This is a genomic window from Actinopolymorpha sp. B11F2 (assembly GCF_040195635.1).
Classification (GTDB): domain Bacteria; phylum Actinomycetota; class Actinomycetes; order Propionibacteriales; family Actinopolymorphaceae; genus Thermasporomyces.
Window position 1 is genome coordinate 147,296 of record NZ_JBEFTX010000016.1, and the last position, 26,290, is coordinate 173,585.

At 69.8% G+C, this 26,290-nt stretch carries 28 protein-coding genes and 1 tRNA gene; 21 read left to right on the top strand and 8 right to left on the bottom strand.

Going from position 1 to position 26,290, the window contains the following annotated elements; all coding sequences use genetic code 11:
- Positions 1–15: 15 nt before the first annotated feature.
- The 11 genes from clpS (at position 16) to rdgB (ending at position 8,909) form a co-directional block, all read left to right on the top strand.
- Entirely contained in the window at positions 16–315 is a 300-nt protein-coding gene (gene clpS, locus ABN034_RS25750) for an ATP-dependent Clp protease adapter ClpS (protein WP_349327255.1), read from the top strand.
- A gap of 49 nt (positions 316–364) precedes the next feature.
- Entirely contained in the window at positions 365–922 is a 558-nt protein-coding gene (locus ABN034_RS25755; RefSeq protein WP_349327256.1) for a DUF2017 domain-containing protein, read from the top strand.
- Between the two features lie 75 nt (positions 923–997).
- Positions 998–1,441 carry a M67 family metallopeptidase gene (locus ABN034_RS25760; protein WP_349693552.1) on the top strand — a complete coding sequence of 148 codons (444 nt, stop codon included), beginning with the start codon at positions 998–1,000 and terminating at the stop codon, positions 1,439–1,441.
- 170 nt (positions 1,442–1,611) lie between these two features.
- A complete protein-coding gene (locus tag ABN034_RS25765) occupies positions 1,612–2,574 on the top strand; it encodes a putative endonuclease domain-containing protein (RefSeq protein ID WP_349693553.1) in 963 nt (320 codons plus the stop codon).
- Between the two features lie 533 nt (positions 2,575–3,107).
- Complete coding sequence (locus ABN034_RS25770) at positions 3,108–3,380, top strand: MoaD family protein (protein WP_349327259.1); 273 nt, start codon at positions 3,108–3,110, stop codon at positions 3,378–3,380.
- Between the two features lie 17 nt (positions 3,381–3,397).
- Positions 3,398–4,345: a PLP-dependent cysteine synthase family protein gene (locus tag ABN034_RS25775; RefSeq protein WP_349327260.1), complete on the top strand. Its 948-nt coding sequence runs from the start codon at positions 3,398–3,400 to the stop codon at positions 4,343–4,345.
- A 446-nt stretch (positions 4,346–4,791) separates the two neighbouring features.
- Entirely contained in the window at positions 4,792–5,586 is a 795-nt protein-coding gene (gene murI / locus ABN034_RS25780) for a glutamate racemase (RefSeq protein WP_349327261.1), read from the top strand.
- Positions 5,587–5,595: 9 nt separating this feature from the next.
- Positions 5,596–6,357, top strand: a complete 762-nt coding sequence (locus ABN034_RS25785) for an MBL fold metallo-hydrolase (protein WP_349693554.1) — start codon at positions 5,596–5,598, stop codon at positions 6,355–6,357.
- A 146-nt stretch (positions 6,358–6,503) separates the two neighbouring features.
- Positions 6,504–7,307, top strand: coding sequence for an SGNH/GDSL hydrolase family protein (locus tag ABN034_RS25790; protein ID WP_349693555.1), 804 nt, complete (start codon positions 6,504–6,506; stop codon positions 7,305–7,307).
- Positions 7,308–7,416: 109 nt separating this feature from the next.
- Positions 7,417–8,160, top strand: coding sequence for a ribonuclease PH (gene rph / locus ABN034_RS25795; RefSeq protein WP_349693556.1), 744 nt, complete (start codon positions 7,417–7,419; stop codon positions 8,158–8,160).
- Positions 8,161–8,231: 71 nt separating this feature from the next.
- The gene (gene rdgB, locus ABN034_RS25800; protein WP_349693557.1) at positions 8,232–8,909 is read left to right on the top strand and encodes an RdgB/HAM1 family non-canonical purine NTP pyrophosphatase; all 678 of its coding nucleotides are present in this window, start codon (positions 8,232–8,234) and stop codon (positions 8,907–8,909) included.
- A gap of 124 nt (positions 8,910–9,033) precedes the next feature.
- On the opposite strand, the gene ABN034_RS25805 is transcribed toward rdgB, so the two are convergent.
- From ABN034_RS25805 to bcp, 4 genes are all read right to left on the bottom strand, one after another.
- Positions 9,034–10,701 carry a hypothetical protein gene (locus ABN034_RS25805; protein WP_349693558.1) on the bottom strand — a complete coding sequence of 556 codons (1,668 nt, stop codon included), beginning with the start codon at positions 10,699–10,701 and terminating at the stop codon, positions 9,034–9,036.
- A 65-nt stretch (positions 10,702–10,766) separates the two neighbouring features.
- A complete protein-coding gene (locus tag ABN034_RS25810) occupies positions 10,767–11,459 on the bottom strand; it encodes a glycosyltransferase family 2 protein (RefSeq protein ID WP_349693559.1) in 693 nt (230 codons plus the stop codon).
- A 165-nt stretch (positions 11,460–11,624) separates the two neighbouring features.
- Positions 11,625–11,705, bottom strand: a tRNA-Leu gene (locus ABN034_RS25815).
- A gap of 99 nt (positions 11,706–11,804) precedes the next feature.
- On the bottom strand, positions 11,805–12,278 hold the full coding sequence (gene bcp / locus ABN034_RS25820; RefSeq protein WP_349693560.1) for a thioredoxin-dependent thiol peroxidase: 474 nt from the start codon (positions 12,276–12,278) through the stop codon (positions 11,805–11,807).
- Between the two features lie 166 nt (positions 12,279–12,444).
- On the opposite strand from bcp, the gene ABN034_RS25825 reads away from it, so the two are divergent.
- From ABN034_RS25825 to ABN034_RS25845, 5 genes are all read left to right on the top strand, one after another.
- Positions 12,445–13,152, top strand: coding sequence for an energy-coupling factor ABC transporter permease (locus tag ABN034_RS25825; RefSeq protein WP_349693561.1), 708 nt, complete (start codon positions 12,445–12,447; stop codon positions 13,150–13,152).
- On the top strand, positions 13,149–13,592 hold the full coding sequence (locus ABN034_RS25830; RefSeq protein ID WP_349693562.1) for a PDGLE domain-containing protein: 444 nt from the start codon (positions 13,149–13,151) through the stop codon (positions 13,590–13,592). The genes ABN034_RS25825 and ABN034_RS25830 overlap by 4 nt, the downstream gene beginning before the upstream one ends.
- 3 nt (positions 13,593–13,595) lie before the next feature.
- Positions 13,596–14,366 (top strand): cobalt ECF transporter T component CbiQ, encoded by a 771-nt coding sequence (cbiQ, locus tag ABN034_RS25835; RefSeq protein WP_349693563.1) that lies wholly within the window; start codon positions 13,596–13,598, stop codon positions 14,364–14,366.
- Positions 14,363–15,151 carry an energy-coupling factor ABC transporter ATP-binding protein gene (locus ABN034_RS25840; protein ID WP_349693564.1) on the top strand — a complete coding sequence of 263 codons (789 nt, stop codon included), beginning with the start codon at positions 14,363–14,365 and terminating at the stop codon, positions 15,149–15,151. The genes cbiQ and ABN034_RS25840 overlap by 4 nt, the downstream gene beginning before the upstream one ends.
- 242 nt (positions 15,152–15,393) lie before the next feature.
- On the top strand, positions 15,394–15,870 hold the full coding sequence (locus tag ABN034_RS25845; protein ID WP_349693565.1) for a DUF3618 domain-containing protein: 477 nt from the start codon (positions 15,394–15,396) through the stop codon (positions 15,868–15,870).
- Between the two features lie 34 nt (positions 15,871–15,904).
- Here the strand turns inward: ABN034_RS25845 and ABN034_RS25850 are convergent, their stop codons facing one another.
- A complete protein-coding gene (locus ABN034_RS25850; protein WP_349693566.1) occupies positions 15,905–16,570 on the bottom strand; it encodes a hypothetical protein in 666 nt (221 codons plus the stop codon).
- A 222-nt stretch (positions 16,571–16,792) separates the two neighbouring features.
- On the opposite strand from ABN034_RS25850, the gene ABN034_RS25855 reads away from it, so the two are divergent.
- Positions 16,793–17,089 (top strand): GroES family chaperonin, encoded by a 297-nt coding sequence (locus ABN034_RS25855; RefSeq protein WP_349327334.1) that lies wholly within the window; start codon positions 16,793–16,795, stop codon positions 17,087–17,089.
- Between the two features lie 77 nt (positions 17,090–17,166).
- On the top strand, positions 17,167–18,321 hold the full coding sequence (locus tag ABN034_RS25860) for an FUSC family protein (RefSeq protein ID WP_349693567.1): 1,155 nt from the start codon (positions 17,167–17,169) through the stop codon (positions 18,319–18,321).
- A 16-nt stretch (positions 18,322–18,337) separates the two neighbouring features.
- Here ABN034_RS25860 and ABN034_RS25865 read toward each other — a convergent pair whose 3' ends face one another.
- Positions 18,338–19,867, bottom strand: coding sequence for a restriction endonuclease (locus ABN034_RS25865; RefSeq protein ID WP_349693568.1), 1,530 nt, complete (start codon positions 19,865–19,867; stop codon positions 18,338–18,340).
- Between the two features lie 609 nt (positions 19,868–20,476).
- Between ABN034_RS25865 and ABN034_RS25870 the strand changes: the two genes are divergently transcribed.
- Together ABN034_RS25870 and ABN034_RS25875 are read left to right on the top strand one after the other, a co-directional pair.
- Positions 20,477–22,414 carry a CocE/NonD family hydrolase gene (locus tag ABN034_RS25870; RefSeq protein ID WP_349693569.1) on the top strand — a complete coding sequence of 646 codons (1,938 nt, stop codon included), beginning with the start codon at positions 20,477–20,479 and terminating at the stop codon, positions 22,412–22,414.
- A gap of 5 nt (positions 22,415–22,419) precedes the next feature.
- Positions 22,420–23,574, top strand: coding sequence for a M20 family metallopeptidase (locus tag ABN034_RS25875; protein ID WP_349693570.1), 1,155 nt, complete (start codon positions 22,420–22,422; stop codon positions 23,572–23,574).
- A 144-nt stretch (positions 23,575–23,718) separates the two neighbouring features.
- Here the strand turns inward: ABN034_RS25875 and ABN034_RS25880 are convergent, their stop codons facing one another.
- Positions 23,719–24,561, bottom strand: a complete 843-nt coding sequence (locus ABN034_RS25880) for an ANTAR domain-containing protein (RefSeq protein ID WP_349693571.1) — start codon at positions 24,559–24,561, stop codon at positions 23,719–23,721.
- A 272-nt stretch (positions 24,562–24,833) separates the two neighbouring features.
- On the bottom strand, positions 24,834–25,730 hold the full coding sequence (locus ABN034_RS25885; RefSeq protein ID WP_349693572.1) for a ketopantoate reductase family protein: 897 nt from the start codon (positions 25,728–25,730) through the stop codon (positions 24,834–24,836).
- Positions 25,731–25,803: 73 nt separating this feature from the next.
- Here ABN034_RS25885 and ABN034_RS25890 point away from each other — a divergent pair, with 73 nt between their 5' ends.
- Positions 25,804–26,280, top strand: a complete 477-nt coding sequence (locus tag ABN034_RS25890) for a P-loop nucleotide/nucleoside kinase family protein (protein WP_349693573.1) — start codon at positions 25,804–25,806, stop codon at positions 26,278–26,280.
- Positions 26,281–26,290 lie beyond the last annotated feature (10 nt).

A 26,290-nucleotide genomic window follows, 5' to 3' on the forward strand; every position in this document is an offset into this window, starting at 1 on the left:
TGCCACGATGGGACGGTGAGCGGGACCGCACCAGTGGAGCTCGAACGGCCGGACATCGAGGACGTCGTCCGCCCGGACACGCCGTGGGTGACCATTGTCTGGAATGACCCGGTCAACCTCATGTCGTACGTCACGTACGTCTTCCAGTCCTACTTCGGCTACCAGCGGAAGAAGGCGGAGAAGCTCATGATGGACGTCCATGAGAAGGGCAAGGCCGTCGTCTCCAACGGCACGCGGGAAGAGATGGAACGCGATGTCGAAGCGATGCACTCCTACGGTCTGTGGGCGACCCTGCAGAAGAGTGGTGACACATGAGGTGTGACGCCGCTGGCAATGCGGCCGGCCAGACGACGACTGGGGACACATGACGACCGGATTTCGGGCCCGACACGGAGTGGTGTCGGCGACGTTCGTCGCGGAGGAGGCGCACATCCTCCGTGGACTGGTCGGTGAGCTGGTGGAGTTGATCCGCGACGAGGCGCCGTCGTCGACACCGCCCGCGGACAGCCTCGCCGCCCTCGTCGGCCATCTGGGCTCGACCGAACCACCCGACGACGAGGTGCTCGCGCGGCTCTTCCCGAATGCGTACGCCGATGACGAGGAAGCGGCGGGGGAGTTCCGGCGGTTCACCGAACACGGCCTGCGCGACGGCAAGGTCAAGAACGCCGAAGCCGTCCTGGAGTCGCTCGGCGACCCGGCGTACTCCGACCAGGTGACCGTCTCGATCAACCCCGACGAGATCCAGGCCTGGCTGCGTACGCTCACCGACCTCCGGCTCGCCCTCGCCACCCGGCTGGGGGTCGAGCAGGACGACGAGGCCCGCTGGGAGGCGCTGCCCGAGGACGATCGCCGGCGCCAGGTGTACGGCGTCTACATCTGGCTGGGGTGGCTCCAGGAGTCGCTGGTCTCGGCGATCAGCTGAGCCTGCCTTCCGCGACCGGCCGCCGGCCACGGTCGGCGGGACGGTGCGGTTGGGTCGGCTGGATAGGGTCGGGCTGTGCTGACCATCGACCAGGCCACCCACGACAAGATCGTCGCCCACGCCCGCGCTGACCATCCCGACGAGGCGTGTGGCGTGGTCGCCGGGCCCGCAGGCTCCAACCGGCCCGAACGCTTCGTACCCATGGTCAATGCGGAGCGCTCGCCGACGTTCTTCCGGTTCGACCCGCAGGAGCAGTTCAGAGTGTGGCGGGAGATGGACGACCGCGACGAGGAACCGATCGTGATCTACCACTCGCACACCGCCACCGAGGCCTACCCGTCGCGTACCGACATCTCCTACGCGGCGGAGCCGGATGCCCACTATGTCGTCGTGTCGACCAGGGACGGTGCCGATGCGGGTGGCGAGGTCGAGTTCCGGTCCTACCGCATCATCGACGGCGAGGTCACCGAAGAGAAGGTCCAGGTGGTCCCGGCCTACGACTGCCGCGCGAACAACTAGCGGTTCGGCCATCTTCCGCCTAGCTCCCGCCAGATGTGTCCGGGTCTCGTTCATTGCGAAGTTGTGGTGAACCAGGTCGGCGGTCCGTTCACCGTTTCTTCGCAATGAACGCGGCCGGTCCCCTGTGGATACCTGAGACGGGCCGGTGCGTGACCCGGCAAGCTGTCCGGATGCCCGCTCCGTCCGACCTTCCTTCTGAGTTGCTGTCCGGGCCGTTCACCGTGTCGTACGCCGAGAGCCTCGGGATCTCGCGGACAGTCCTGCGTGGTCGGCGATTCCGGCGGCCATTCCGGGGAGTCCGAGTGCCGGCGCACCTGCCCGACACGGTCGCGCTCAGGGCAGATGCCGCGCGGCTCGTGCTCCCCGCCCAAGCGGCGTTCAGCCACTTCACGGCCGCGCTCTTGCGGGACATGCCCGTCCGGGACGACGGGATGGTCCATGTGACGGTTCCGGTGCCCACCTCGCGTCCCAAGGTCCACGGCATCGTCTGCCATGCCACGAGCGACGGTGAGGCGGTCACGCTCGTCGAGGGGCGAGCAGTGGTGACGCCTGAGCGCAATTTCACCGAGCTTGCGGCTCATCTGTCGCTGGTGGATCTCCTGATCCTCGGCGACGCCCTGGTACGCCACGGTTGGACGAGTCGCGAGGCGTTGATCCGGTCGGCGGACACCTCTCCTCGACGCACTGGGCTGCGGCTGGCCCGGGCGACCGCGAGGTTGGTCAGGCCACGGGTCGACTCGCCAATGGAGACGAGGACCCGGCTGCTGCTCCTCCTCGCGGGCCTGCCGTGCCCTGAACCAGGATGGGAGATCCACGACGAGTTCGGCCAGTGGGTGGCGACGGCAGACCTGCAGTACCCCGAGCAGAAGATCGCCCTGGAGTACGACGGTGACCTCCACCGCACGCTCAAGCGGAAGTGGCGAAACGACGTTCGCGCCCGCGAGGAACTCCGCGACCTGGGCTGGATCGTCATCGTCCTCACAGCCGACGACATCACCGTCCGGCCGGAGGACTTGCTCTGGCGGGTCCAGAAGGCGCTGCTCGACCGGGACCATCCGGATGTACCTCAGGTCCTGAATCCGCAGTGGCAGGCGTTGTTCCCGCCCAACCGGTCGTACTCGGAAGGCTGGTGAGACGGGTGCGGCCTGATGGTGTGCGTGGGGCGGATGCCGACGTTCATTGCGACGTTGTGGTTGAACCCGAGGCGGTCCGGTCGACCACAACGTCGCAATGAAACACCCGAGCCCCATTGCGGGTGTCTGGACGTCGATCGCGCTGGCCAGCCTGCCGGAGTTTGCGCCGCCGATCATGATCGGCACCACCCTGTGATGCAGCAGGTGGTTGCGCGGGTTGGCCAGCGCTCCCGCGGCGAGGCGATCCGCCGGACCTCCCACCTGAGGTGAGACCGTAGACTCCAAGGCGTGGAGCTCTTCCTCCTCGGGCACACGGCCCCCGTCGTCGTCTACGACTGTTCGGGCCACTGATCCCGACTGCCGAGATCATCGCCGGCTCGGCTGCCGGAGGTCCCGGACGCTCGATCAATCCGGAATCGGCCGTCCATCCCCTGTCGGAATCCCCTGTCGGAATCCCCTGTCGGAATCCCCGTGCGGCAGCCCGTGTTGTGGCACTTGGCGCGTATGACGACGAGCGAAGGAGTACATCACCGATGGCTATCGAGGTCCGTATCCCGACGATTCTCCGTACCCACACCGGGGGCGCCAAGACCGTCGAGGGCGCTGGCGCGACGTTGCAGGAGCTGCTCGACGACCTGGAGGCCCGCCACGCCGGGCTGAAGTCCCGGTTGGTCGACGAGGGTGATCTTCGCAAGTTCGTCAACGTCTACGTCAACGACGAGGACGTCCGCTTCCGGGGTGGCCTCGGCGCGTCCGTCGAGGACGGCGATGTCGTGACGGTCCTTCCCGCCGTCGCGGGCGGCTGAGCCGGGGGCCGTCAGCCATGCGTTACGCCTCGCATCTGGACGCCGTGGGCCAGACCCCGCTGGTCGGACTGCCGCGCATGTCTCCGACCTCGGACGTACGCCTGTGGGCCAAGCTCGAGGATCGGAACCCCACGGGTTCGGTCAAGGACCGCGCGGCCCTCCGGATGATCGTCGAGGCCGAGAAGGACGGACTCCTGCGTCCCGGAGCCACCATTCTCGAGCCGACGTCGGGCAACACCGGCATCTCCCTGGCGATGGCGGCGAAGCTCAAGGGCTACCGCCTCGTCTGCGTCATGCCGGAGAACACCTCGGCCGAGCGCCGGCAGCTGCTGCGCATGTGGGGCGCCGAGATCGTCTCCTCGCCGGCGGCCGGCGGGTCCAACGAGGCAGTCCGCGTCGCCAAGCAGCTGGCCGAGGAGCATCCGGACTGGGTGATGCTCTACCAGTACGGCAATCCGGCCAACGCGCTTGCCCACTACGAAGGCACCGCACCGGAGATCCTGGCCGACCTGCCGAGCGTCACCCACGTCGTCGCGGGCCTCGGCACGACCGGGACACTCATGGGCGTCGGCAGGTTCTTCCACGAGCACAAGCCGGACGTCACGATCGTCGCGGCCGAACCGAGGTACGGCGAGCTGGTCTACGGCCTGCGCAACCTCGACGAGGGATTCGTTCCGGAGCTGTACGACGCTCGCATGATCGACTCCCGCTTCTCGGTCGGCCCGCGCGACGCGGTACGCCGGGTGAGGGAACTGCTCGACCTCGAGGGCATCTTCGCCGGCATCTCGACCGGTGCCGTCCTGCACGCCGCGATCGCCCAGGCCCATCAGGCCGTCAAGGCGGGCAGGAGCGCCGACATCGTGGCGATCGTCGCCGATGGCGGATGGAAGTACCTCTCCACAGGTGCGTACGAAGGAACTCTCGACGAGGCCGAGGAGACTCTCGACTGCCAGCTGTGGGCGTGACGGAGCACGGTGAGGCCTCTGACGAACACACCGGGTCACGGAACACACCCCGGGGCTCGATGACCGAGGTTGGCCGGTTTGTCGAGACTTGAGAGTGGATGCAACCACATGAGCGGTTCGTGGGTTTGCATTCCATGACGCGCCCGGGACGGCGGACCGGGGAGGTTCGGGGAACACTCAGGCACGCGCGGTCGGACGGAGGACACATGCTCGATCCAGGGTCACCTGGAGCGGGCTGGTGGGAGGAACCGACTGTCGTGCTGACGAGCCGCCGACAGGTGGGGCGCCGAGGGGGCTCGGCCTGGCCGACGGACGCAGCCCAGGTGCGTTCGCGGGCCTAGGCCGAGCCCCGTAAGACTTGTGCGGGTTTCTCCCCGCGACGGCGAAGTCTGGACGGGTGCGAATAGCTGCCCCGGTCCAGGGTTGGTGCCCGTAGGCTGGCGGCCGTGTCAGACTCGCCGATCGGCATCTTCGACTCGGGTTTCGGCGGCCTCACCGTCGCCCGGGCGGTCATGGACCAGCTCCCGCACGAATCCGTCCTCTACCTCGCCGACACCGCGCGCTACCCGTACGGCGAGAAGGGCATCGCCGACGTCCGCAAGATCGCCCTCGAATCCCTCGACCACCTGGTCGACCAGGGCGTCAAGCTGCTCGTGATCGCCTGTAACTCGGCAAGTGCCGCCGTGCTCCGTGACGCGCGGGAACGCTACTCGGTCCCGGTCGTCGAGGTGATCCTTCCGGCCACGCGGCGGGCCGTGTCCGCGACGAGGACCGGCCAGGTCGGCGTCATCTGCACCCGGGCCACCGCGACCTCCCAGGCCTACGACGATGCGTTTGCCGCGGCTCCCCACGTCACGTTGCACACCCGGGCGTGCCCACGGTTCGTGGAGTTCGTCGAACGCGGCCTGACCAGCGGTCCGGAACTCCTCGCCGAGGCGCACCGCTACCTCGATCCGCTCGCGGCGGCCAAGATCGACACGCTGGTCCTCGGGTGCACCCACTACCCTCTCCTGACGGGAGTGATCTCGTACGTCATGGGCTCTGCGGTCACTCTGGTGTCGAGTGCCGAGGAGACGGCGAACGACGTGTACGCACGACTGGTCGGCGGGGGCCTGGCGCGGGACGACGCCCTGTCGCCGCCGAAGCACCGGTTCCTCACGACCGGGGATCCGGAGGCGTTCATGGCGATCGGTGGGCGGTTCCTCGGTCCCGAGATCGCGTTCGTCGAGGAAGTGGCCTAAGGAGTGGGCATGCGGCTCACCGTCGTGGGATGCTCCGGGTCGTTTCCCGGGCCGGATTCGCCGGCGTCGTGCTACCTGGTCGAGGTTCCCCATGGTGGGCGTACCTTCCGGCTGGTCCTCGATCTCGGCAACGGCGCGTTCGGTGCCCTGCAACGCCACGTCGACCCGTACACCGTGGACGTGGTGGGACTCTCTCACCTGCATGCGGACCACTGCCTGGACCTGTGTTCGTACTACGTCGCCCGGAAGTACCATCCGGGTGGTCCACGGACCGTGATCCCGGTCTACGGCCCGTTCGGTACGGCCGACCGGCTGGCCGTCGCCTACGGCCTCCCGCTCGAGCCCGGTATGCGGGACGTGTTCGACTTCCGGGCCTGGCTGACCGGAGGCGCACGGCAGATCGGGCCGATGGACGTTTCGGTGGCGCCGGCCTGCCACCCGGTCGAGGCCTACCTCATCAGGCTGGAGCATCAGGGTCGTTCGCTCGTCTACACCGGCGACACGGGCCCGACCGACGCGCTCGTGGAACTCGCCCGCGGAGCCGACGTCCTGGTGAGTGAGGCGACGTTCCGTGACGGCGACTCGAACCCGCCGGACGTCCACCTGACCGGCCGACAGGCGGGGGAGTACGCCCATCGCGCCGGCGTCGGTCGGCTCGTGATCACGCACGTGCCGCCGTGGTACGCACCCGAGGACCTTGCCGCTGAGGCGCGCGCCGCCTACGACGGGCCGGTGGAGATCGCCCACGCTGGCGCGGCGTACGACATCTGAGCCCGGGGGAATGATCACGCATGCGTGATCTTGGTCATTGCCTTGTAAGGCGGTAGCGCCCGGCCGGGCAAGAGTTTGCGGGACGTTCGACCGGCGGTCACGTCGGGTGCGGGCAACCTCCTACCGGCTGACCCAGCCTGGTCGCCGTGACCTGTGCGACGCGGGAGCTGCGGTACGTCGCTCTCGGCGACAGCCTGACCCTCGGGATCGGCGACCTCACGACATCCGGATGGCGGGGGTGGGCGGCGCTCCTTGCGGAGTCGCTGACGTCGACGTACGACCTCACGTTCCACAACCTCGCCCACGCCGGCGCGACCACCACGCACGTCCGCGACCGGCAACTGCCCGAGGCACTGGCCCTGCGGCCCCAGCTGGCGTCGGTGATCGTCGGCGTCAACGACACGATGCGGTCGAGCTTCGACGCGGACCGGGTGCGCGCCGACCTCTTCGGGACCGCCGAGAAGCTCACCCGGGCGGGGGCCGACCTCCTGATGGTGCGGTTCCACGACCACAGCCGGGTCTTCGGGTTGCCGAGGCTGCTGGCCGGACCGATGGCCCGGCGAATCGAGGCGGTGAACGGGGTGTACGACGAGATCCACGCCGCCTTCGGTGGTGCGTACATCGATCTCGCCGCCTCGCCCGCCGTCTACGCGCGCGAGGCCTGGAGCGTCGACCGACTCCATCCGTCGGAGCTGGGGCACCGGCTGCTCGCGCGTACGTGTGCCGAGGGGCTCGGTGCTGTGGGTGTGCGGTCGTCGCCCACGGGCCTCGAACGCGGCGGCGGAATCGTCTTGTCCCGTAGGGCGGAGCTGGCCTGGCTGGCGACCAAGGGCGTGCCGTGGTTGGGTCGCAGGACCCGCGACCTGGCACCGTGGGCGGCCCGGCTTGCCGTCGGCGAGGTGGCGGCGATGCTGCGCCGCCGCGGTGCGCCCGCGACGAGTGGTTCCTGAGCGTCGCCCAGCCGTTCGGTCTGCCGCCGCCCGCCCACCCCCGCGGAGGCGGCGCAGCAGCAGGCGCCGCTGCACGGGATGCGGTGGTGCCGCCGGTAGGGTCATACGCATGGTGAGAGTCGACGACCGCTCCGCGGATCAGCTGCGTCCTGTCCAGATCACCCGCGGGTGGCTCGACCATGCCGAAGGGTCGGCTCTGGTGGAGTTCGGGCGTACCCGCGTGCTGTGTGCGGCCAGCGTGACGGAGAGCGTCCCCCGCTGGCGCCGGGACTCCGGCCTCGGCTGGGTCACCGCCGAGTACTCGATGCTGCCGCGTTCGACCAACACCCGAAGCGACCGCGAGTCGGTGAAGGGACGGCTGGGTGGACGCACGATGGAGATCTCCCGGCTCATCGGCAGGTCTCTGCGCGCGGTCATCGACTTCAAGGCGCTCGGCGAGAACACCATCGTGCTCGACTGCGACGTCCTGCAGGCCGACGGCGGCACCCGCACCGCGGCGATCACCGGCGCCTACGTCGCACTCGTCGACGCCGTGCGCTATCTCGATGGCCGCGGCTCGCTCCGGGGCGACGCCCTCACGGACTCGGTGTCGGCGGTGTCGGTCGGCATCGTCGACGACGGGGCCCTGCTCGACCTCTGTTACGAAGAGGACGTCCGCGCCCAGACCGACATGAACGTCGTGATGACCGGCGACGGGCGTTTCGTCGAGGTGCAGGGGACGGCCGAGGGCGACCCGTTCGACCGCAAACTGCTCGACGAACTGCTGGAGCTGGCCGGCGTCGGATGCGCGGAGCTGGCGCACATCCAGGCAGAGGTTCTTGCCAAGGAGCTGCCGCCGAGGTCCGGTCAGTGACGCGCGCCCGCGACGCGGTTGCGCCCGAATCGGTGACGCGGTCGGGTGACACGGTTGAGGGGGAGTCGGTGGTGCGGTCGCGTGACACGGTTGAGGCGGGATCGGTGACGAGTACGGGTACGCCGGTGGACCGGTCGGTCCGGCCGAAGGTTCTGCTCGCCACCCACAACCGCGGCAAGCTCGTCGAGATGGCCCGGATCCTCACGCCGCTGGTGTCCGCTGTCGAGGTCCTCAGCCTTGACGACGTTCCTGCCTACGACGAGCCCGCCGAGACCGAGCCGACCTTCGAAGGAAATGCCAGGCTCAAGGCGCACACTGCGCTCGCCCACTCGGGTCTGCCGTCCGTCGCGGACGACAGCGGCCTGTGCGTCGACGCGCTGAACGGCATGCCGGGCGTCCTCTCCGCGCGTTGGGCCGGTCGGGGAGAGAACCGACCGCGTGGGTACGAACTCCTGCTCGACCAACTGGCCGAGGTGCCTGACGAGCGCCGTGGAGCGTACTTCGTGGCCTGCATGGTGCTGGTCCTGCCCGACGGCACAGAGCACGTCGTCGAGGGCCGGATGCCCGGGAGGATCGCGCGGGAGCCGGCGGGAGACGGCGGGTTCGGCTACGACCCCGTGTTCGTTCCCGACGGCGAAACGCGGACCGCCGCCCAGCTTCCGCCGGCCGAGAAGGACGCCCTGAGCCACCGGGGCAAGGCGGTCCGCGCCATGGCGCCCCTCATCGCCGCCGCCCTGACTCAGCGCTGACGCTCACTGTCCCCGCACCCTCGCCGGCCTGCAGTGAGATCATGAAGTGAAAACGGACCATGAAGGCTTTCGGGGCCATAGCTCCGCAGCACCTTCATGATCACGGTCATGATCACGGTCATGATCACGGGAGGGCGGGGGAGCCTGCGGGGCCGACGGGGGCGTAGTCGAGGCACCTGGTCGGTCGGGCGTCGGGCGTCGAACCCGGTATGACGGCCTGCACAGTGACCAGTCCCTTGTCCTGGAACCACACCACCCGGAACCGCGACAGCAGCGGTGACACGAGGGCGTACCTGCTCGGCACACCGTCGTACAGCGGGACGACATCACCGGTCACCAGCCAGATCCGCCGCGCGGCCGCCAGTTCGCGCGGCAGGGGACAGTCCGCCCGCGGGGTGGTCGTCCCGGTCGGTATCGCACGGTACGCCCGGTCCAGCGGCAGGTGCAGCCGTGGGGCATACACCCGTACCGCCGCCCGGTCGCCGTTGCCGACGAGCAGGACATCGCCGGGCTCCCACTTCGCGGCCACGAAGCTCAACGCACCGCGGTAGTCGTCGACGCCGTACAGGTAGGTCAGGTCGTGAACGAGCCGCGTCGGCGGCGTCCAGCACAAGGCGAGGACGGCCGCCGCGGTCGTGGTCCCGGCGACGGCCGCCACCATCCGGTCACCGACCGCCGGCCAGCCACTCGGTCCCCCCGACCTCGCCGTCCACCCGCGAACCACGCGGACTGCCCGTCCCGCCACGGCGTCGACCAGGATGCCGAGGCAGAGCAGCAGCGAAGGTACGCAGAAGAGCACCAGCCGCCGCCCGAACGGATAGAGCCCCAGCACCCCCACGGTGTACGCCGCCACCAGTGGCAGGACCAGCAGCATCGCGATGGCGGCACCGCGGCGGAACGCGATCAGTGCCCCGACGACGACCAGCACGGCCGCCCACGTCGTCGGGAAGCCGAGCTCGCGGACGGCGAACTCACCGAACACGAACCTGTGCCAGTCCCACCAGCCGCCCAGGCCTCCACCGTGCGTGGTGTGACCGCTCGGTCCGAGAAACGCCGCCCAGTACGTCAGGAAGTCGGGCGCCTGGCTCGTCAGATGCCGCGCGTAGAGTGCCGCCGCCAGGACGGAGACTGCCGGCGCGACGAGCCAGCCCGCAGCGCGGCGCAGCGTCAGTTCGCCACGCCACATCCGCACGAGCGTCACCCAGCCAGCGACCAACGGCGCCGCCAGCATGAACGCGTGGGACAGCCACGGCAGGACGACGAGCGACGCGTACCACCACAGATCGGTCCGCCGGAAGCCGCTGTGCCGGGCGCTGACACCAACCCCGTCACCGGCCTCCCCGCCCTGAGCGACGGTCGGCTCGGCGCCACGCGCCAGCAGCAGTACGCCGAGCAGCACCAACCAGGTCACGGCCAACGCGTCCGTGGCGTACTGCTTGGTCTGCACGGTGTAGAAGACCAGTTCAGAGAGGGTCGCGAGCAGGATCAGCGGCACCACGATGGCCCAGCGGTAGCGGACCAGACGGATTCCGAGCAACGCCACGAGCACCAGCAGGGCACAGCCTGACCCGAGCGTCACCAGCCGGTAGGTGCGTTCGCCGTCGCCGGCGACCGCCGTCACCGCGCGGACCACGAGGAGCCACAGCGGCGGCGCGGACTGCGTGTCGGCCAGCCGCCCGAGCAGTGCCGCGGCCGGGTAGGCGTCGAGGCTCTGGACCAGGCCGAGTTCGTCACGCCAGAACGCGCGGTCCTGCCACCACAACCCGAGCCGTACCGCGATGCCCGCGGCCACGGCCAAGGAGACGGCGGCGGTCGCGGGGTGCGGGGACCGCCAGAGTCTTTCCCCTGGACGGAGCCTCAGCGCCGGCCGCCGGAGAGTCGGGTACGCGCCAGGATCCACAACGCCTCGACCCCGTCGCGCCAGGTGAGCTTCTTACCCTGCGCCCGGGTGCGAGCGCGGTAGGAGATCGGCACTTCGTACGGCCGATAGCCCCGACGCAGCAGCTTGCCGGTGATCTCGGCCTCCATGCCGAAGCCTGCCGAACGGATGTCGAGTTCGCGGTAGAGCGTGAGCGGCATCAGTTTGAAACAGGTCTCGAGGTCGCGGATGTAACAGTTGAAGAGCACGTTGGCGAACGTCGTGACGGCCCTGTTGCCGAGGACGAACCAGAAGGAGTACGAGGTGTGGCTCGAGAACGTCCTGGTGCCGTAGACCACCTCGGCGTCCTGGGAGATGACGGGAACAAGCAGCCTCGGGATGTCGGCCGGGTCGTATTCGAGGTCGGCGTCACAGACCACGATGAAGTCGCCGGTCGCGATGCTGGCGGCCGTACGGATGGCGGCACCCTTGCCGCGGTTGACGGTGTGCCGGTGGACAACGACCCGCTGGTCGTCGATCTGGTCGAGGAGTTCAGGGGTGGCGTCGCGGCTGCCGTCATCGACGACGATGACCTCCACCTCGCACGGGTAGTCGACGTCGAGGACCCGTTTGAGGACCCGGCTGAGCGTCGCTCCCTCGTTGTAGACAGGTACGAGGATGGAGAGCTGCACCGGGCATTCCCCCACGAGACGTCGATGCGAGAAGAGGAGCGAGGACATCAGCTCCGGCGAGTAGCCCCGCCCGAGGCTGACAGGAGGATTGACGTCCCCGTGCCAGCGGGTCGGCGTGACCACCGGAGGTGGATCCGGCCGCGGCGCCCAGCGTCGTCGGCCGCGTGCGAGAGAAGGGAGTCGAACCCTCACGCCCGAAGGCACCGGATCCTAAGTCCGGCGCGTCTGCCATTCCGCCACTCTCGCGCCGGGGCGTACCTGCGGCAGCCCATCAGCGGCGGCTCAGTCTACGGTCTCGGCCGCCACCCGCCGACGACCTCCTGCCGGGACCCGCCGCCGAGGGCGTCAGACGCCGAGTTCGCGGCGAAGCTTGGCGACGTGGCCGGTGGCCCTGACGCCGTACTGCGCGACCTCGATCCGGCCGTCCTCGCCGACGACGAACGTGGACCGGATCACACCGGTGACGGTCTTGCCGTACATCTGCTTCTCGCCGTACGCACCCCACGCGGTCAGCATCTGCCGGTCGGGGTCGGAGAGCAGCGGAAACGTCAGACCCTCCTTCTCGCGGAACTTCGCGAGGGCCGCCGGCTTGTCCGGCGAGATCCCGAGCACGGCATATCCCGCCGCGGCCAGCGAGTCCAGCGAGTCGCGGAAGTCGCAGGCCTGCTTGGTGCAGCCGGGAGTCATGGCGGCCGGGTAGGCGTAGACGATCACCTTCTGGCCACGGTGGTCGGCGAGGGCGACGCTCTTGCCGTCGGCGTCGTCGAGGGTGAAGTCGGGTGCCGGGTCGCCCGGGCTGAGTCGAGGTGCGGGGGCCACTGGTCCTCCAGGTCGGACGGAATGAGACGGGGGGTCTTGTTGCAAGTTGTTTGCATGTAAGAATGACCTGCGAAATGTGATCAGTCCAGGATTGCCATCCTCTCAAGGTGGAGCATCTCCCAGATCGGAGACATCCGCCCAGACCTCCCAGTCCCGAGGAGGACCAGTGCACGTACCCGACGGCTTCCTCGACGCGCCCACGTCGGTCGCGACCGGCGTCGCCGCGGCCGCGGTCGTGGGCGTCGCCCTCCGCGGGGCGCGCCGCGAGCTCGACGACCGGACGGCACCTCTGACCGGACTGGTCGCGGCGTTCGTGTTCGCGGTCCAGATGCTCAACTTCCCGGTCGGGGCAGGTACCAGCGGGCACCTGCTCGGCGGCGCCCTCGCCGCGGTCCTCGTCGGGCCCTGGACGGCGGTGCTGTGTCTGACCGTCGTCCTGGCGGTCCAGGCACTCTTCTTCGCCGACGGCGGGATCACGGCGCTGGGCACCAACATCACCCTGATGGGCGTCGTGACGGTCATTGCCGGATGGGTGATCTTCACGCTCGTCCTCCGGCTGCTGCCGAGGCGGCCCGGTTCGGCGGCGCCGGCAGCGTTCGCGGCCGCGCTGGTCTCGGTGCCGGTCTCCGCACTGTGTTTCGTCGGCCTCTACGCCGTCGGCGGAACGGCCGAGATCTCGCTCGGCGCGCTCATGGCCGCCATGCTCGGCTGGCACGTCCTGATCGGGATCGGCGAGGCCGCCATCACCGCCGCGACCGTGGCCAGCATCGTGGCGGTCCGGCCCGACCTGGTCCACGGCGCCCGAGGCCTGCTCGCCGGGCAGGCCCTCCTCATCCGTACGTCCCACGCCACGTCGAAGGAGGCCGCCTCATGAGCGAACGCGTCGACGCCGGTACGCAACCGAGCCTGAGCCAGCCGAGCCCGACCCGCCCGCCCCGGGTACGGACGAAGGTGGTCGTGCTCGTCGGCATCGTGGTCGCGCTCCTGCTCGCGGGCGGGGTGAGCTACTTCGCCTCCGGCAGCCCGGACGGGCTCAACCGGGTCGCCGAGGACCTCGGGTTCGGCGATCGGGCCCGCGACAGCGCCACCGCCGGTTCACCGCTCGCCGACTACGGCGTCAGGGGTGTGGACCATCCGGTCCTGTCCGGTGGGATCGCGGGAGTCGCGGGCGTCCTGGTCGTTCTCGCCCTGGGGAGTGGCCTGGCCTACGCCGTGCGCCGGCGGACCCGGACACCCCAACCCTCGACGACCTCCACCGACCGTGCCACCGGCGCTACCACCGTCGAGGCCACCAGCCGCTCCACCGACGGCTGACAGATGGGCGCGGTCCATACGCACCGGCTCTACGTCCACGGCCATTCGGTCGTGCACCGGCTCCCGCCGCACTGCAAGCTCGTCGCGCTCGTCGCCTTCGTCCTCGTGGTCGTCGCGACGCCGCGCACCGCGTTCTGGGCGTTCGGGTGCTATGCCGCGCTCCTGATCGCCGTCGCCCTGCTCGCCCAGGTGCCGCTGCCGTTCGTCGCCACGCGCATGGTGGTCGAGGCGCCGGTGATCGTGTTCGCGGTGCTCCTGCCGTTCATCGCGCAGGGGCCGCGCATGGACGTGCTCGGCGTGTCCGTGTCGGAGGCTGGCCTGCTGTCGGGCTGGAACGTCCTGGCCAAGGCCACCCTCGGCGTTGTCACGTCGATCCTGTTCGCGGCGACGACCGACCAGCGCGACCTGCTGGTCGGAATGCAGCGGCTGCGCGTGCCGGGTCAGCTCGTCCAGATCATGGCGTTCATGGTGCGCTACCTCGACGTGGTCACCGACCAGATGAGGCGGATGCGTACGGCGAGGGCTGCCCGGGCATTCACCCCGCGCGGACCGCGGGCGTGGCCCGTCCTCGCCCAGTCGGCCGGAGCGTTGTTCATCCGTTCCTACGAACGCGGTGAACGTGTCCACCTCGCGATGCTTTCCCGCGGCTACTCCGGTCAGCTGCCGGACCTGCCCGGAGCCCCGGCGTACCCCTCACGCCGGGCATGGCTTCTCGCCCTGACACTCCCGGCGACCGCGCTGGCGGTGGCGTTCGTAGCCTGGTGGACACCATGACCGCCGCGCCGCCGCAGACCGAGCACAACGGCTCGAGCGCGCCCGTCCTCGAACTCCGTGGCCTGGCATACGCCTATCCCGACGGCCACCAGGCGCTCTACGGCGTCGAGCTCACGGTCACCCGAGGCGAGCGGGTCGCCGTCCTCGGCCCCAACGGCGCGGGCAAGACCACGCTCGTTCTGCACCTCAACGGCATCCTCGTCCCGGGATTGGGATCGGTACGCATCGACGGTATGCAGGTCGGTGCGGAGACGATCCGGGAGGTACGCCGGCGGGTCGGCGTCGTCTTCCAGGACCCCGACGACCAGCTGTTCATGCCGAGTGTGCGCGACGACGTGGCGTTCGGCCCGGCCAACCTCGGCCTGCGCGGCGGAGAGCTCGACGCCCGGGTCGACGAGGCGCTGCGGCAGGTCGGGATGGGCGACTACGCCGATCGCCCGCCTCACCACCTGTCCTTCGGCCAGCGGCGTCGGGTCGCGGTGGCGACCGTTCTCGCGATGCGGCCGTCGATCCTCGTCCTCGACGAGCCGTCCAGCAACCTGGACCCGGCCAGCCGCCGGGAGCTGGCGGAGATCCTCCGCCGGTTGGACGTGACCGTGCTCATGGTGACCCACGATCTTCCGTACGCCCTGGAACTCTGTGAACGCTCGGTCATCCTCGACGGCGGCACCATCGTCGCCGACGGACCGACTCCCCGCGTCCTCGGTGACGCCGACCTGATGGCGGCGCACCGGCTGGAACTTCCGTACGGCTTCGACCCGCACCTGGCGGATCGCACCCGCTGAGCTGGCTGGGCCCGCGCGCTGACTGGCCCGCACGTTCCGCCATGGCTCGGGCTTTTGTGGTCAGAGCGCTCGTTTGGGGTAACCCCGCGAAGATCTGAGGCGCACATGAGCGATCTGCCACACTGAAGTGATCACCGCGATCGTGAGGTTCGGAGGCGAGCGAGGTGACGTGATCGTGACGATCGTGCCGGCCTGTGGCGCCGGGAACCTTTCATGATCACCAGACGATCGGAGGGCCGAGAGTGAGCGACCGGACGAGGCAGCGCTTACCCGCCCAGAAGGAACAACCGGGCGCGAGCGCGAGCCGGGAGGTTGCCGAGAAGCGAACCGCCGGCGAGAAGGCGTCCCTTGGTGAGCGGCAAGCCGCGGGCAACCGGTCCGCTGCCGAGATCGAGCAGGAGCTCACGGCCACCCGCGAACGCCTGGCCACCACGATCGACACCCTGACCGAACGCATGCAGCCGAAGCAGATGGTCTCCCGCGGTGCGGCGAAGGCGAAGCTCGTGGTCATGACCCCCGACGGGCGGTTCCGTACCGGCCGGGTCGTGACGGCCGTGGTCGCCGCGGCCGCCGTGTTCGGTGCGCTGAAGCTGCTCCGCGGCCGGCTGCACGACGGCCCGACCGGTGGTGCCCGTCCGCGTACGCAGCGGCTCGGCCAGCCGCGTGGCCGGCGGCCACGTGGCCCGCGGCACCATCGCCGGCAGGAGAAGCGTCGCTGAGTGTCGCCCGACCACACGGAGTCGGCGGCGGGGCTCATCCGTGCAGCTTCAGCCAGCCGACGACCGCCGCGACGACGGCACCGATCGCGCCGAGTCCGACCATGAGCAGGGTGGACACCCCGCCGTCGCTCTCGGCCGGCTGTTCCGTCGAGCTGGCCGGCATGATCGGTCCTTCGGGCGCCTGCGCAGCCAGCGAACGCTCGACCTCGGTAGTGAGCGGTTGGCTGCCGTCACACAGGCCGGCGGCGTACTGGTCGCGCTCGGCGTCGATGTGAGAGCTGTCGTGGGTGGCATAGATCACGAACGGTCCGGAGCCGTCCAGTTCCAGACCGCAGGACGCCCCGGAGTCCATCGTGACGATTTCCTGCCGGCGCTGTACCTCGCCCTTGTAGATCCTGTCCACCTCGAAGGTCCACACCGCCACACCCGTGCGTTCCCACGGGAACCGGTCTTTCGAGGCCCGGTCCACGACCCGCCCGACGAAAACGGCGTCGGCCCGCGCGAACGCCTCCGCCGGCGTGGTCGCAGCGCACGAGCACGCGCACGCGGGTCCGGGCGCGAGGACCACACCGCCGAGAGTGAGGAACGCGGCGACCATGCCGACGCCCAGAGCCCGTACGAGCAGAGCCCGTACGAGCGGGATCCGTACGAGCAGGGTCCGTACGAAGAGAGCCTTCCGGGGCGCTGTGAAGCGGGACATCGGAGCCTCCAGGGTCGGAATGATCTCTGGACGCTCTCCTTGCTCCGGTGGTTGCCCGGCTGGCCCAGGTCGGGAAGGAGGCCGCCGTCGGGTGGTGTCCAGGCGGCCGGCGTCCACGCGGAGCCCGGGCCGTTGGCGATCGGCGGGCGAGGCGCCGTAATCTCTCACACCGTGACCGACACGTCGAACGGCCGGCTCCGCGCCGACAAGCTGCCGATCCGGATGCTGCACGACCGCGTCCTCGTCGTCCTGGACGCCGAGAGCGGCGAGCGCCGCTCGTCCGCGGGGATCGTGATTCCGGCGACCGCCAAGATGGGTAAGCGTCTTGCCTGGGCGAAGGTCGTGGCGATCGGACCACACGTCCGGTCGGTCGTCATCGACGACCGGGTCCTGTTCGATCCCGAGGACCGCGCGGAGATCGAGCTGCACGCCGAGGAGTACATCCTGCTGCGCGAACGTGACATCCACGCGGTTGCCTCCGAACGGCTCGAGGACGACCAGACCGGCCTCTACCTGTAGGGGACCGCCGGCCTGGGTGCGTACGTCCTGCGAGCGACCGGCGGCCCGGGACAACCAGTGGGTGAGTCGAGGGTGTGATGACGGGCCGACGGCCGGTGGCGGCCCTGGTACGCCGGGGCGAGGCGATCCTCGACGACGTGGCGCAGCGTTCCCGTGAGTCGCTCGGCACCCGCGTCCGACGGCTCGGGCGCACCCTGCTCCCGATCGTCCAGTCGGCGGTGGCGGCCGGTCTCGCGTGGTACGTCGCGACCCGCTTCGTCGGTCATCCGCAACCGTTCTTCGCCCCTATCGCGGCCGTGCTGTCGTTGGGAGTGTCCCTCGGCCAGCGGCTGCGCCGGTCCCTCGAGCTCGTGGTCGGCGTGGCCCTCGGCGTCCTCGTCGCCGAACTCCTCATCGGGGCGATCGGTCGCGGCGCCTGGCAGATCGGGCTGGTGGTGCTGCTCGCGATGGCGGCCGCCGTCCTCACCGGAGGCGGTCCGCTGCTCGTCAACCAGGGCGCCGCGTCGGCGATCCTCGTCGTCGCACTCGTGCCGGCGACCAGCACCGCGATGGCCGCCACGACCCGCTTCGTGGACGCCCTCGTCGGAGGTGCCATCGGCCTGCTGGTCAACGCGATTCTGCTGCCCGTCAACCCTGTCGTCGTGGCACGGCGCGCCGCGGGTCGGATGCTGGAGGAGCTGGCCAGCACCCTTGACGACCTGGCATCGGCGCTCAACGCGAAGGACCGGTCCGCCGCCAACGCCGCCCTGGCTCGTGCCCGTCTCATCGAGGGTTCGTTCGGCGACTTTCGCGAGGCGCTCAGCGCCGGGAGAGAGATCGCCCGCATCGCACCCGTGCGCTGGCGTGCCCGCGGTCATCTCACGTCGTACGTCGATGCTGTGACCGACCTCGACCATGCCGTACGCAACACCCGGGTCCTCGCCCGGCGCGTCATCGTGGTCATCCGGGACGACGAGCCGGTCCCACCCAACCTGGTGGCATCGGTACGCCGGCTCGCGGAGTCCGTGCGTACTCTCCGCAACGAACTCGCCAGGGGAGTCGAACCGCGGGCGGCGAGGCGCGGCCTGGTCGACGCGGCCGAGTTGGCGACGTCGGCGGTCGACGCGTGCGGGTTCTCCGGCAAGGTCGTGGTCGCACAGGTACGGTCCTGCGTCCACGACCTGTTGCATGCCTCGGGGCTCGACCGCGCCGACGTCGACGAGATCCTCGCCGGTATCGACGACGTGGGATGAGGGCGCCCAGGGGGCGTCAGCGGTCGACGCCGGACGGAGTGCGGTCGTGGCGCTGCTCGGGTACGCCTGAGCCTTCCGCAGGTCCCGCCTCGGAGGAGGGGGCCGGCTCGATCCGTACGGGTAGGCCGTGCTGCTGGCACAGGGCGAGGACGTTGTGCCCGTCGTAGAGCCGTAACGGCCGCCGGTGTGCGTAGTCGTACGCCTGCGGGTCGAGCCCGCCGGTCGTCAGGAGCATGCCGCCGTCGGCGCGCTCGCGGCGTACGGCGGAGGCAAGCCCGCGGACCTCCGAGGTCTCCAACCGGCCCTCTCCGCGGCGGACATGCACGACCTTGCGGCAGGCTTCGGCGCCCGAGGAGGACGCGAGGTAGCTGCCGGCCGCTCCGTCGAGCGCGACGACGGAGTAGCCCATGCGTTCCAGGAGCCGTTCGACGAGGCGCCAGAACTCCTCGATCGGTGCCGTCGCGAGGTTGGGTGCGCGGGTGGCCTCGGCCGGAGTCACGGACGGATCGGCGAGGTCGTAGGTGAGAATCGGCGTCACGCCGGCAAGCTCTTCCGGATAGGGGGAAACGTCTGCCCCGCACTGCTTGCGGACGAGCTCCAGCGGGTCGCTGAGGTTGTCGAGATTGAGTCGGCTGAAGCGTCGTCGCGAGGTGCTCATGGTGATGAGGCACGCACTCGTGCCGTCCTCCGTGGTCACCATGCCGTTGAAGACGACGGTCTCCACGAGTCCCGCCGGGTCCGCGCCGAATGCGGTGTTGGCCGCGCGGAGCGCCATCTGGGCCAGCAGGTCGTGGTAGACATCGCGGAGTTCGCCGACCGAACGCCACTTGTAGACGCCCACCGAGTCGGTGGCCTTGTTGAAGCGGAACTCCTTCTCCCGCGGCACGATGTCGGTGCTCGGAAGCTGCCACTCGATCAGCAGGAGTTTGGATTCGGGAACGTAGGCGAACCGCCGGTCGCGGGGAAAGCTGGACCGGTCCACGATGGTCGCGAACACCCGGGAGAAGTACTCGCTCACCCGGACACGGTCACCGGCGAGTACCGCGTCGCGGAACTCGTCGATGGACGCGTTGTGGGCAAGCGTTTTCTCGAGCACGGTGGCGTGTGTGTCGGCGTGGGAACGCTGCAGCTCCTCGATCCGGCGTTGCCGCTCCGCCTCGTCGGCACGGTAGCGCTCCAGGGCGCTGGCGTACGCCGTCTCCGCCTCCGCCTCGGTCGTCCGCCGGGACGCGCGGGTCAGCAGTCGGGTGAGAAAGTTCGCCGGTCTGGGTGCGTACTCCTCCCAGTGCGGGAGGGGGTGGGGATCGGCGTCAGTGCCGAGATCGACGGTCGGTACGGACTTCTTCAACTGCTCGAAGTCGACGGGTTCGACCGGACGGGACAACGAGGCGTGCAGCAGGATCTTGAGGCGCTGCACCCGTTGCTCGGACTTCTCCGAGCGTACGACCGCGTCTTCGCTCATCTGCTGGATGTGGAGCTCTTCGCGGTGACGTTCCTGCGCCGTGAGCCGGCGTTTCGACTGGGTTCGCTGCCAACGTTTCACCATCGCGCGGCCCCCTCAGTAGGGAGAGACGGTCTTGTCACTTCGGTCGTGGCAGTGGGTCGCGTCAGCCGAGCGGTGGGCCGGGTACGGCCGGGGAAACGCGTGCGTACGGCACCGGAAAGGGCGGACGGTGTGCGGGCTGGTAAGTGCCCGCCGGCGTCGTCCGTGGTCGCCGTGTCGACGTGCCGGCCACTGTGGTGGCGCTGGCGTCTCATCGGGTCGCCCTCCGGGTTGCCTCGGCGTCCGATCACGCTGTGTTCGTCTCTTGTAACATGCCGCTCCAACGTAGGCCAAGAGTCCGTATCGCGAGGTGAACGCCGCCCACTTGCGAGGGTTGTGACGAGTTTGCTCCGCCGTTGGTTCCAGAATGTGAGCACTGGTGTTTGTGTCCCACTATCGACCAGGTTCTGGCGGGCAAAGTTCACCCATCGAGGGCTTGTGGGGGATGCCGGGTCGTGGGCGCATCGCCGGGCCGATGTGCATGCCGGTGCCGAACGCGGTCATCCGCGGCACCCGGGTCTGGTCTCGATGAGGGTGCCTTTCGTCTCATAGGTTCGGAGGAAGGGGTTCCGCATTCCGACCTGGACCCCTCCCATCTCCCGAGGAGTCGACGTGGCTGACTGGCGAGGGCAACCGGAGTCGCCGAGCGAGTTCGGCGTACTGCTGGCGAGTGACGTGCGGTTGGCGATGCGCGACGGCGTCGGGCTCGCCACGGACCTGTTCTTTCCGGCGGATCCCGCCGCGCCTGACTCCCGGGCGACCGGGGCGTATCCGGTTGTCCTCGTACGTACGCCGTACAACAAGCGGACCGCTGCCATGCGCGAGCTGGGGGAGTACTTCGCCCGCCGTGGCTACGTGACGGCGATCCAGGACTGCCGGGGACGGTACGCCTCGGAGGGCACGTTCGACTTCCTCGTCCAGGAACCCGAGGACGGGTACGACACGATCGAGTGGCTCGGTGTCCAAGCCTGGTCGACCGGCGCGGTAGGCACGATGGGCACGTCGTACTCCGGATGGACCCAGACGGCGGCCGCCGCGCTGAACCCACCCCACCTCGCCGCGATGGTGGTCAACCAGTCCGGATCGAACGCCTATACCAGTTCCGTACGCCACAACGGCGCAATGGAGTTGCGCTTTCTCAGTTGGGCGTTCATGGAGGCGGCGACGACGCCGGCGAACGCGCGCAACCCCGAGTTGACAGCCGCGCAGACCGCGGTCTCGGCGGCGGAGTGGCTGCGTCGGCTGCCGCTGCGTCCAGGCCTGACGCCGCTCGCCCACTCGCCGTCGATCGAGCGCTGGGCGCTGGATCTCTACACCCGCGGGGACTATGAGGAGTTCTGGGAGCAGCCCGGCTTCCACGTCATGAAGCACTGGGACGACTTCGCCGACGTGCCGGTCCTGTTGTGCGGCGCATGGTACGACTCCTACACCCGCGCGACGATCGAGAACTTCACCGGGCTCTCACGGCGCAAGAAGGGCCCCGTCCACCTCGTCATGGGCCCGTGGACGCACGGTTCGACGACGGTGGACACGACGTTCGCCGGTGACGTCGAGTTCGGGGAAGCGGGCGCCCTCGCCGGTAATCTTGCGGACGACTTCCCGCACCTCCACCTCCGGTGGTTCGACCGCTGGCTGAAGGGCCTCGACAACGGCGTGGACCGGGAGGACCCCGTCCGGCTGTTCGTCATGGGCGCGGGTGACGGTTCACGGTCGCGCGAGGGGCGGCTCCGCCGCGGTGGCGAATGGCGTGGCGAGAAACAGTTCCCGCCGGCGGGCGTGGCCGAGGTCACGTACCACCTGCGGGGCGACGGGTCTCTCGGCACCGAGCCTCCGGAGCCGACGTCCGGTGGCATCGCGGCCACAGCGGAAAGCACGACGTTCTGCTACGACCCGGCCGATCCGGTGCCGACGATCGGCGGGAACATCTCGTCGCTCTCTGACCAGGTGCCGGTGCCGGACGCGCTCGCGGACCGCATCCCGTACGAAGAACGATGGGCGTCCATCGTCAAGGTCGGTGGACAGGACCAGCGCACCGGGCCGGACGTGCTCGGCGCCCGGCCGCCCTACCTCCCACTGGCCGCGCGCGCGGACGTGGTGGTGTTCCAGACCGAGCCGCTCGCCGCCGACGTGACGGTGATCGGCCCGCTGGCGGCGGTGCTGTACGTCTCCTCGTCCGCGCCCGACACCGACTTCACGGTCAAGCTCGTCGACGTCTTTCCGCCTTCGGCGGACTACCCGCGCGGGTACGCCGTGAACATCTCCGACTCGATCTTCCGGTGCCGTTACCGCAACGATCCCGCGCAACCGGAGCCGATGGTTCCCGGGGAGGTCTACCAGCTGCGTATCCCGATGTACGGCACCGGCGCGGTCTTCGGCAAGGGACACCGGATCCGGGTCGACGTGTCGTCGAGCAACTTCCCGCGGTTCGACCCCAACCCCAACACCGGCGAACCGATCGGGCGTCACCACCGGCACCAGGTGGCGGACAACACCGTCCACCACAGCGCCGCTCACCCCTCGCACGTCGTACTCCCCGTCCTGGCAGACTGACGGGCATGGGCGGATCGATCGCGGGGGAGATCCGCGCGCGGCTGGAGGCGCGGCGCCAGGAGATGGTCGACCTGCTCGCCGAGTGGGTCAGCATCGAGTCCGGTTCGGACGATCCGGCGGGCCTTGCGGAGATGGCTGGCCGGCTCGAGCAGCGGTTCGGCGAGCTCGGAACTCTGACCCGTCACCCGCTCGGGCCTGAGGGGGCGCCCCACCTCTCGCTCACGGTGCCGGGCGCGGAGCCCGAATCCGCACCCGTCGTCGTCCTCGGCCACTACGACACGGTGTGGGCACGCGGCACGCTCTCCCGGATGCCGCTGCGGATCGAGGACGGCATCCTCACCGGTCCGGGAAGTTTCGACATGAAGAGTGGCCTGGTGCTGCTGCTGTACGCGCTCCGCGAGCTCGAGGCACAGGGACGCGCCCCACGGCGTCAGGTGCGGATTCTCCTCAGCTGCGACGAAGAGGTCAGCAGCCGGACGTCACGGGAGTTGATCGAAACCGCCGCGACCGGTGCCGCTGCCGCCTTCGTCCTCGAGTCGCCCCTGCCAGGTGGCGCGCTCAAGACCGTGCGGAAGGGCATCGCCACGTACCGGTTGGCGATCGGCGGTCGCGCCGCCCACGCGGGGATCGAACCCGACAAGGGAGCGAGCGCGATCGTCGAGCTGGCCCACCAGGTGCAGGCGCTCCACCGGCTGAACGATCGCGAGCGCGGCACCACCGTCAACGTCGGCGTGGTCCGCGGCGGCAGCCGTCCCAACGTCGTCGCGGCCCACGCGGAGGCCGAGATCGACGTCCGGGTCGCCACCGCGGCCGAAGCCAGCCGCGTCGAACAGGCGATCACCGGGCTGTTCCCGGCAGTGACCGGTACGACACTGACGGTGCGGGTCGAGGCGTCCCGCCCGCCGATGGAGTCGACTCCCGCCAGCCGACAGCTCTTCGCCCACGCCCGCGCGATCGCGGCCGGCATGGGAGCCGGCGACCTCGGGGAGGGCTCGACCGGTGGAGCCAGTGACGCCAACCTCGTCGCCGCCATGGGCGTACCCACCCTCGACGGCCTCGGCCCGGAGGGTGGCGGCGCGCATGCCGACCATGAGCACGTCCTGATCGAGAGCATGCCGCGCCGTGCCGCGCTCATCGCCGGTCTGCTGTCCGAGGTGTGAGCGGCGCTCGGCATCGGAGCAGTGGGAGCGGCGCTCAGCGGACGAGCATCACCATCACCCAGACGACGCCGAGTGCCGCGAACAGCACGAATTCGATCGCCTTCCAGCCGGCTTGCCGCACGATGGTCCCCCGAATCTTCCGCGTCAGTGTCCCGCCGGTGGGCCGGAGCCCCCTCGTCTCGGTGTGTCTGGCCGGCTGGGACGTGGCGAGCCCGAGGGACGGATCGGCCTCGTGACCTGCGTCGGCCGTGCGGCGGTCGTCGACAGGGAGTCCAGGATGACGGTGGGATCGCCCGTGCCGTCGACGACCTGCTGGGCGAGTTCGGCCAGCCTGAGCCGGTTGCTGCGGGCGTGGTGCCGGAGCGCGTTGAACGCCTGGTCGACGCTCAGACCGCTGCGCTGGGCCAGCATTCCCTTGGCCTGCTCGATGATGACGCGGCTGTCGAGGGCCCCCTGCAGTTGGCCGGCGACCTTGTGTGCCCGTCCCGCGGAGCTCTGGTGGAGTACGCCGATCGTCGCCAGGTCGGCCAGCGCCGTCGCGAGCCGCTGGTCGTCGTCGGAGAGGGGCTTCGGTTCGGCGCTGACGAACCCGAGCGCGCCGACCGTCAGCGTGCCCACCTTGAGCGGGAACGCATGAACCGCACGGGCGCCGGCCTCCCGCGCGCACAGTGCGTACTGCGGCCAGCGGGTAGGCGCAGCATCGAGATCGGTCTCGCTGACCGGCTCCTGAGTCTGGTAACTCTCCGTACAGGGTCCGCCTTCTGACTCCAGCTCGAAGAGGCGGGTCAGGGCATCGGACGTGGCACTGGTGGCCGCCGTCTGGAGTCGGCCGTACCGGTCGGCGAGCATCACGCCGCTGGCGGCGATGTCCATCAGCGACATGCAGTGGTGGATCACGGCTCCGAGCGGGTCGAGTGAGCTCACGTCGATTCCGGCGGAGTCGGCAAGCTCGATGGCCGCCTCGGCCACGGGTTGCTCTCCGGTCATGCTCTCGTCCCTTTCGCCTGCGCCATCGCAGTCGCACCTGGCAACGCGATGGGGCAGGCGACCGGCGCGCGGAGGGCCGGGCGACGCCGTGCGTGATCACTGCCGCTCATGCGTACCGGCCAAAAGCACGAGGTCCGGGCGCTCTGGTGCTGGTGGACGTGGTGGCGTTTCGTCGCTGAGGTCGTGTCTCGCGACTCGATCTACCCGGTTTGACGACGGATAGTCATCCATGTGTTCAAGACCTGGAAGGACAGTCGTTCCTGGTGACGCTCTCATGGACGCGGCACTCGAAGGTCGTCGACCAGGCCCGCGGTCACGGAGACGTCGATGCCGTGCCGCTCGGCGGCCCGCAGCACGGCACCGCCGATCGCGTCCAGCTCGATCGCGCGGCCGGCCTCGGCGTCGCGCAACATCGACGATTTCAGGGTCTCCGGCATCCGGTCCAGGCCCGCGACGACCGTCTCCGCGTCGACGGTGCCACCTGACGCCCGGGCGACCCCGCTGATCTCGTCGATGACCGCCAGCATGGTGGACCGCCGGTCGTTGCGTACGACCCCGATCGGTGCGCGGGCGTGGGTGGTCAGCAACGCCATCGGGGCGAGGAACGACGCCTTGTTCCACAGGATCGCCGTCTCGTCGGCGCGCACCGACGCGTCGAGGCCGACCTCGGCGAACAGACCGGCAAGCTGGTCGAGCCGTTGCCGCTCCACCGTGGCGCTCGCCAGCTCGATCCGCGCGAACGGGCTGGTGTGCTCGATGCGTCCCGGCGCGACGCGGGTCGACTCCACGACGATGGTGCCGGCGACCGCCGACGCGGTGGGGTAGCGCTCGCGCAGGAGCGACATGTGGTCGACGCCATTGAGGAACGGCACGAGCAGACCCGCGCCGGACGCGTCGGAAGGCAGGCGGGTGAGGGCATCACCGAGTGCGGTGGCCTTGACGGTGATGAGGCAGGCGGCGACAGGTTCGCGGAGCTGGGTGTCGGCCTCGACCGGCACGGTGAAGTCGCCGAACGCCGTACTGGTGACGGTGAGGCCAGTCTCCCGCAGGGCCGCCGCCGTCGCGGGCCGGGCGAGGAACACCACCCGGCGCCCGGCACGAGCGAGCAACCCGCCGAGCAGTCCGCCGACACCGCCAGGACCAAGGACAGCCACCGTGTCGTTCACCATGGCGACCATCCTGGCCTACGTGGCGGGGGTGCTCCCGGGCGCGTGTGGACACGTCCTCCCTACACTTTCTCCGATGGCCACCGCGCATCTGATCTACGGCTACATCGGAGCTGGCAAGACGACCTACGCCCAGAGCCTGGCCGAGCGCCTCGGGGCCGTCCGGTTCAGTACGGATGAGTGGGTCGCCACGCTCTACGACGAGGACGAGAGCCGGATTGCCGACATGGCGCCGCTGATCCGCCGGGTCGAGACGGTGATGGAACCGCTGTGGTGCCGGTGTCTGTCGCTCGGTGTCGACGTCGTACTCGACCTCGGGTTCTGGGCGCGGAGCAAGCGGGACACCGCCCGCCGCCTCGCCGAGCGGTGTGGCGCCTCGTCCCGGCTGCACCATGTGCGCTGTCGCGACCGGGAGGTGGCGTGGGCGCGCGTCGAGCGACGCAACCACGATCCGCGGGGCAGTATCCGGATGTCGCGCCACACCTTCGACGTTCTCGAGGCCAAGGTCGAACCGCCGGGCGAAGACGAGGACCATGTCCTGATCGAAACCTGACGGGGTGGCC